We start from the raw sequence: 729 nt of genomic DNA on the forward strand, positions 1-729 counted from the left end.
CATTGGCTGAACGGGTCAGCATGGCGACGACGACATCAAGCGATTGCACAGTTCTATCACTTCAAGCGCCGAGCCTTGGCAATGTGGCTAAGAGAACTCTGGATGGTTCGTCCGCTAGAGGTTCTTCCAGAGTGGACGATAGCAGACATGAATTATCTAGCTTATGTCAAGATATACTCTGTAGGGGCACAGACTTCGTTTTTTTGGGTATCCTTGATGAGAAACACCGTAAAAGAATAGGGGAGGTTCCCTTGATTGAGATCTCATTCAGCGAAGTCGAGATTGCAGCCCTGCACTATGAACGGTTCCATCACCCCATCCGCGAGTCCAGGGCAAAATGGAGGCGTTGGATTTGAAGAGTCAAGGCTTACCCCACTGGGAAATGGCTCAACTGGTACAGGTGAGTCAGAACACCCTACGAAGCTAGGACTTACGCACTGTACAAATTAGCCATATTATGGAGTAACGAGAATAGGTCGTTTCAGCCTTTTGCAAGGCCTTTCTTTGACTTTAAATTCCTAAAAAAGAAATGAAAAAATAAAGCTGAAAGGGCTGAAAAGCACGACTGCTATTTCGGTTATTCTGTCAATGCGTAAGTCCTAGAAGCTACCTCAAAGACTACCAAGCCGGGGGCATTGCCGGACTGAAAGGATTGACCTTTTATCAACCTCAAAGTGAGTTGAAGCAGCACCAAACCACCTTGGAAGCGTACTTCAGGGTTCATCCTCC

At 46.8% G+C, this 729-nt stretch carries 1 protein-coding gene; it reads left to right on the forward strand.

Annotated elements, in window-relative coordinates; genetic code table 11:
- Positions 1-240, forward strand: a 240-nt coding sequence (locus tag C7B65_RS28615; RefSeq protein WP_219898768.1) for a hypothetical protein, incomplete at its 5' end; no start/stop codon positions are given.
- Between the last annotated feature and the right edge of the window lie 489 nt (positions 241-729).

This window comes from Phormidesmis priestleyi ULC007 (assembly GCF_003003695.1).
GTDB lineage: Bacteria > Cyanobacteriota > Cyanobacteriia > Leptolyngbyales > Leptolyngbyaceae > Phormidesmis_A > Phormidesmis_A priestleyi_A.